The sequence below is a fragment of the uncultured Gimesia sp. genome (genome assembly GCF_937910335.1).
Taxonomy (GTDB): domain Bacteria; phylum Planctomycetota; class Planctomycetia; order Planctomycetales; family Planctomycetaceae; genus Gimesia.
In genome coordinates, this window is sequence record NZ_CALEMX010000169.1 from 1 (window position 1) to 7,056 (window position 7,056).

Annotated in this window: 2 protein-coding genes and 1 pseudogene; 1 reads left to right on the forward strand and 2 read right to left on the reverse strand. The window is 46.7% G+C overall.

The window, feature by feature from the left end:
• Positions 1-199: pseudogene (locus Q0668_RS25860) on the forward strand (translational GTPase TypA); the annotation flags it as partial.
• Between the two features lie 53 nt (positions 200-252).
• On the opposite strand, the gene Q0668_RS06590 reads toward Q0668_RS25860, so the two are convergent.
• Both Q0668_RS06590 and Q0668_RS06595 read right to left on the reverse strand, forming a co-directional pair.
• Positions 253-6,405: a hypothetical protein gene (locus Q0668_RS06590; RefSeq protein ID WP_298861652.1), complete on the reverse strand. Its 6,153-nt coding sequence runs from the start codon at positions 6,403-6,405 to the stop codon at positions 253-255.
• Between the two features lie 247 nt (positions 6,406-6,652).
• Positions 6,653-7,056, reverse strand: a 404-nt coding sequence (locus tag Q0668_RS06595; protein ID WP_298861654.1) for a hypothetical protein, incomplete at its 5' end; no start/stop codon positions are given.

Below are 7,056 nucleotides of genomic sequence, written 5' to 3' on the forward strand. Positions count from 1 at the left end.
ATTGACCAACGTTCGCGCTTCCGGATAAGACGAAAATATGGTTCTCAAACCGCCGCGTGATATGAGTCTTGAATCCGCTTTGGAATACATTGAGTATGATGAATATGTAGAAATTACGCCCAAGATCATCCGAATGCGAAAAATCTATCTGACTGAGAACCAACGCAAACGGAATCATAGAGATACAACTTCCGAGTAAGCGGATGATACTGGTCTGATTCGTATTTGATGTTTCAGTCCAGACAGATTAAGTTAGCGGTCCCATGATTTGAGTTTGCCGACAAGCTCCAGCATTTCGTTTTTGCGCTTCTCAAACATACCAAACAGGACCAGAATACAGATTCCCAGACCGATTCCAAAAGCCCACCATGGCCAGATATGGCCGAGGGACTGGGAAGCGTGCCAGATCATGCTGACTATCGAGAGTGTCAGGAAAGAAGACCCGACGTACAGAAACGCGCGAACTCGAAGCATCATTCCCACAAGGATGCCCATTACGGACAGACTGCATAGAATCACAGGCAGCCACAAACTATTGGCAACGCCAGCAATGAACATGTCGCCTGTAGAACTGACATAAATTGTGATAGTTGAAAAATAACGAACGGCTGTGATCTGAGCAGGGTTAAGTTTGTTCCGATTCAAGTGGGTGGCGATGAGCACGGAAAGTGCAGGTGGAATCAACCAGAGTTGCGGGTGTTGAGTAAATACCTGTCCTTGTTCCATCCAGAAAGCCCACAGCGCTCCATTGCCGGCTAAGGCAGCCAGCGATGTATAGATAAACGATTTTCTCCATAAACTCATTACGACATACACGATGCCAATCAGTAACAGGATCATCGAGTAATCGCCCACCACCGGAGATTCCTGTCGGGAAGCAGCATGAATCCAGAAGCTAAGTGCCGGCAAGAGAGGCAAAAATGCGCCCGTTCTTTGCAGTGGTTGGGACAGTACTTTCAAACCGATTCGCTCAAAGTATTCTCCCACCCCGGCACCGATAAAGGCGATGGCAATCACGATATAAGGCCAGTAAGGCAGTAGATATCCGCGGAATAGTTCCGGCATCGTAAGATAGATATGTAGAAACAGGAGAGCCAACACGATTTCAGCCGCATAAACATAGAGCATGCGTCTTTTTAATGGAAATTGAAACGGGTCGAATTTGGGAATCGCTGCCATCAGAACCAACGCAGCAGACAGAGCCGCCAAGGCACCAGAGACAACGGCAATCCGAGCTTTGGAAATGACCAAAGGAGTACCGTATAGTATGAATCCAGTTTCTGAAATCAGAATTGTCAGCAGTGAAATACCAGAAGTAATCAAAAAGGTCCGTGAACTTTTTCGTAATGCGCCAGACCAGTCCGAATGGAGAGACGGCCATTTGATCAGAATCAGAGTGGTCACGAGACTCAAAATAGAAACAACTTCCAGAACTCGAATCAGATGATCGAGCCAGTAGAAGTTCCCATGAACGGGGAGTAATGCCCAGCCGAAATAGAGGCAACCAACCCCCCCTGCCAACAGAGCACGTTTTTTAAACTTTTCAGAGAGATTATGGTGACTGCTTAAAGCGTATAAAGCGGGACCTGTGATCATGGATCCCATGACGGAGTACCAGCGCAAGGTCTGATCTTCAAAACGCAGCACACTATGCAATAACGCGAGCATGGAGTAAATCGAGAGTAAAGTCACCGCTTGCGGCAGCCAGATTAATGTTTGTTTTCGTAGATGCTCTCGATTGGGGAGATCAAGTTTGATCGCACTTTGCGATAGTAAACTTCGTAAGCTCCAGATCCCACCCAACAGACAGGCATAACAAGACATGGCCAATCCCGAATGTTGTGCCAGTAAACGCAGCTTTGTTTCATCGCTGAGGTATGTGGCAATGGCACAGACGCCCATCGCAAACAGAGCCGGAAGACAAAAACGGCTTCTCTGATCCCAGAGCAGACCGATCAGCAAGAGTGTGACCGAGAGTAATGTCATCCAGCCAGCCAGGTCTCGTATTACAGGTACGTCCGCGGATACCAGCATCGTTCGAGAAACCGTGATCAGCAGCGTATAAAACAAAACGATGCCGGTGAGAATTCTGGCTAAGATCTGCTGGAATGCAGGTTCTTCATTTTTTGCACTATTAAGTGTTGTGCGTTTTTGATGGTAAAGATCGATGGTCAACCAGCAGGCCGAGATACCAGCAGCCGTGGTAATGAGCCACTTGAGAAGCTCCATCCAGTTTTGTGCTGCAATGGGAAAGTTTGCGTCAAAGTGAAATCTAGCGTCAAACCAGTTGCCTGTGATGACAAAAGTGGTTCCCAATAATGCAGTGGCTAATGAAAGATACGCAAGGCTTTGTTTACGTAGCCAGAATCCCATTGTGAAATACATGGTGGTTAATACCGTTGTAATCATGAACGGCGGAGTAGGGCGTAAGGGGTCTGCCCAGCCTCCCCGTAACGCAAATGCAATCAAGACAATGCTGATCAACTGACGCCAGTAAAAATTAGGATTTGTGAATGTGAGTGTTTCATTTTTATTTGCTGCTTGTCGGAATGCCTGGAGAAACAGAAATGTATGCACGGCTAAGATGATGACCAGGCCGATTTCCATCAGCAGATTTGTTCGCCAGGCGGGTAATTCCGAGTGATGCCAGAACAGGACAGTTAAAAAACCGATGAAAGCCAGGCTCAAAAATGTCAACCCGTTTGTTGTAAGGCTACTGGAATAGCGGCGGGAAAATTGCTTAACACAGAATGACGCTATGATGATAGAAAGAAAACTGATCAGCGGAATTTTTGGGAACGGCAGTCCCAATTGTTCGGGATTGTTTAAATTCATCAGGAACGGCAGCAAATAGGGGGTTACTATCAGGCAGAGCATGCCCGCAAAATGCACTCGAATATAAGGCCATAAAGCGGGGGATAAGTTTTGGTGTTCCAGCGAGTGGGGATTGATTTTCTGTTCGATTGCAAGCCAGAAGAGACCATAAAAAGCAAACGAGAGTCCGGTATAGATGGAAAGACGAATGATGTCATCTACATGAAACAGGTAAATGGGTTCCGAAATTGTGATAATCGAGCCTGTAATGATGGTCGCTGCGAGAAAATGAGAGCCGATCATCATCCAGCCTGCAGAACGAAAATGGATCGCATATAAAACAGACGCGATAATCAACATCGAAACCGGAACACATAACGAGCAGACTGACGCTGTCAGCTCGTAGAAAAATGATTCGTGTTGCGGTGAAATAATTAACAGCCATTGGCCAAGGATCTGATAGGTCGTTAGTACAAGAATGGGAAGGCCGGCTCCCAGCAGACTGAGGTTGCTCCAGGTCGGTTTGTCTTCAAACAGTTTGGGCAGATATTGCAGACGAACTTGTTTCGAGCGTAAATATTGCATGATCAATTCTGATTTCAAAATCAACAACATCATACCAATCGCATAGGCAGCCAGTCCCCACCGCAATGCATCTGCAGTGCGGTGTTGTTCAATAAAGTAACCCGCAAACAGGAATGGAATCAGATAGGTGATCAACAGCATGCCTTGCGTGGTAATCTTCTGAAATTTTCCGTTGATGTAAGGCAAGCACGCAATTGTCAATATAGCCAGGCAACTCCAACTCCAGACGCCAAATGCTTCTTTTGAATATTCTGCAGAGAACCCGATCGTCGCTAAAGAAATGTTGTTTAGTTGAAAAAGGGACCCGGTTACCAGAAGTACCAGGCTCAGAATCAAGCCCGTCAAAGTCCAACGACACTGCTTCGGAGCTTTTGACAATGTTACGATCGTCAGGAAAAGTGTATAAAAAAATAATGCGATGATGGCAGGCGCAACGTACTGTTGAACTTTCTGCATCGGGAACGCCAGTTCAAAATCGGCCGCGATAGCGGGAATAATCGATAAAAAGAGCACGAGGCCCGTTGCGACCAGAGAACCCGCTAAGAGTACAGGTTGCAGATTCAAACGGGATGTACGTGAAATCGCACCAAGCATGTTCCGGGAATATTTTTTGGAATGGACGGCAGAGCCCAGTACATTCCAGAGGGCGACAGCCAAAATGTGGATTAACCAGTATTGCGGATGCGATCTGCCAGAGTGTTCCCAGAGTCCATAATACTCTCCGATCGCAGTTGCTGCATACAGGCTGCCAACCGTACCCGCCAATTGTGAAAAGAGAAACCAGTAGTCTGATTTTTTTATCAGTGCACCGGTGATCCAAAGCAGCATAATCGCAAACGAATAGAAAGCATGCATTTCCGAAGACATCGTCTGCAAAAGAGTATAAGGGACCATCGGCACAGATGTCGTTAAAGCACCATTTACGAGCGGTAGTGTAAATGGATTCGATTTTAACGGGACGATTGACCAGATCGGGTGGGAATGATTTCTAACGCGAGACCAGTAATGCAGGCCAATCAGGAAGAGGAGACTACCGGTTGCATGCAGCAGGCAAGCCCAGATAAATGGTGCATCCGGCAATAGCTCAAACTGAGATAACCAGGATCGAAAATTTGAGTTTATACAGAGAGCATGTTGCAATGTCAGGAATCCCAGACCTGATGCGATGGCTGACAGAACCTGCTTACGAATATGCCAGTTGGCAATCAGGCAGAGGGCCGTATTCACACATAACGCCAGTGTCGACCAGATATGATCTGATTGCGTGACAAATCCTGCATAAATGGAAATCAGAGTAGAAACGACCGAAAAACATCCTGCAGCATAGAGATAACAGCGCGCGGCTTCTTCTTTAATTCCTCGTTTCAAAAAGGCTGCTGCGATGGCAGTCAGAATTGCGAAGGTAGTGAAAACCACTGCACTTCGCCCCAATAGAAGTGATTCGAGTAGCAGTTCCTGCGAAGTTCCCTGTAATGAGATGGTATGTGTCAAGACATGAAAACCGAGCAATCCTGCGAATGCCCCCGAGAGCAGGGCCGGTATATGGCACAGGGCAAAACGACCTTTGATGGCCAGTAAGTTCAAACTGATACTATTGACGATACCGAGCACAATCATGATATCGACTCGAGGCCAGGCGATGGCGAAATTCGATAACATCATTAAGGCAGAGAAGATGGCGATGGAAGACCCCGCCAATGACCAGTGCGGAGAGTCATCCTTGCCTTTTCTATGATGCAAAACCAGCCCGATTCCCATCAACAGCATTTCCATCACACTGATCAGCGGCGTCAGGTTGGCAAACGTTTCCAGCCGATTAGCGGAGCCCCAGATTAATAACCAGCAAGGAGCCAGGACTGCAAAGAGGCAAAGTCCACCCAGGGACACAAGTTGGCGGGCCAGAGAATCTGAGATTTCTTTCCATTGAAAAGTATGACGCAGAATCGTTGATATCGCGATGATAAAACAGCCGACGGGCAACATCGCCAGCAGATTCGTTTGCAGAAATGAGGGTTCCTGCAAAGCGACTCGCGATATAAGGATTTGTCCTGCTGACGCCCCTGTTACCACCCAAAGGAGTTGCCAGCGGCCAAAACTGACCAGGATTCTGCTGGCGGAATAAATCATCCATCCAAACGCCGCAAAGCCGATACTAATGGCGAGCAGGAATAACGGATCGGTGATCGGACGATGGTCGGAGAGTCGGATGGCCGCCAAAAAGTTGAGTGGCACCAACAGGACCGTGATCATTAAGAGTCCACGACTTGTTGATTCCAGCTTCCAGCGTTTATGTGTATACAAGCCAGCTCCATGAATGGCAGCCGTTGCTAACAGGAACAGCAGAGCAGGGAGGTAGGGAATCTGGTTTTTCAGAGTCGACCAGAGACTGACTACCAGGCCAATCGCGCTACCCACAATCAGCAGTCCACTGATTAATTCGCCCCAGCGAATGTTTTTCTCTTCCATGAATGCATTCAGTAGAGAACCTAAGGGGCGTTTTTTTACTGGCGGCTGATCTGAATGGTCTGACACATTTAAGGTTTTATGAGCTACAGTTCGTGGGCTTTTGGTTGGCGTTATTGTATCGAGAAAATCTTCATCATCCAGGAATTCAGCAATTTCTAAATTGTCGTCCTCCTTCTGTTTGTCAGTTTTGAACTGAGGCTGTTTTTTCGGAGTCGCGACAGGTTGAACTGGGGGCTGTACCAGTTCTGAATGTGATGTGGTTTCCGGTGATGTGGGAGCAAGGTCTTCTGCAGTATACTTCAGCAGATTCACATAATCCTTCTCAGGAATTATTCCCTCGTAGTAGAGCCGCCTGATGTAACGCTGCGCGGTCAGTCGATCCTGGTCTTTGATTTTTTCAGATTGAACAGGACTCTGTCCGGGTGAGGAACCATTCTTGGAGAAGAACTTATAGAGAATTGAACCCAGTACCCACAAACCATGGCAGACTGAAGCAATGATCGTCACGCAGATAAAAAATATAAGGAGCGCCATGTCCATGTTGCAAAATCCTGCTGAAGATGATCACAAATACATCAAATCGGAAATCTCTTTTCTCTAGGCGTTGTATTTCACAATATATCACTCACAAACTGATATTCGTCATGAAATATATGATAACAGTAGTTCTAGAGGCTATCTCTTTAAACCATAGCGTCTTTTATCCTAAGATACTCGTTTCAATTGGCCTTGGGGACGCTGTTATCAACCTGGATACAGGCTAACAGCATCTGAGACCAAAATACGGTTAATAAACTGAAATGCGAGTTCCATCCGCTAGAATCCTGGCTGGTTGTGACTTTCGATAGATTTTGCCCCATTGGCGTTTGATTGCTGGTTGCAGATAATAAAAGGAGTAGATGAAATCCAACCCGCGATTTCGAGCGGACTGATTCATGATTTCAGGGAGTTCCCATTTTGCGAGCAGCGATTTCCAGAGAGCCGATCTTTGAGAGTATCGATAGTGAATGGGATCGAACCCATAGCTGATAGGGGGGATTTCAACGACGGTGATCTGCTTGTTATGGTTTACAAGTTGAGAGATTTGTTCATTCAGGTGCCGTACTCTTAGTTTAAGATCAGCGAGGGTCACAGGATTGTTGGGAAAGAAGAGTCGTCGCGTCAATTCAAATCGGAATGATGAGAGTTTGG

Excerpts from the sequence above, each read along its gene's own strand:
- Q0668_RS06590 (WP_298861652.1), bottom strand. The coding sequence starts at position 6,405 with ATGGACATGGCGCTCCTTATATTTTTTATCTGCGTGACGATCATTGCT.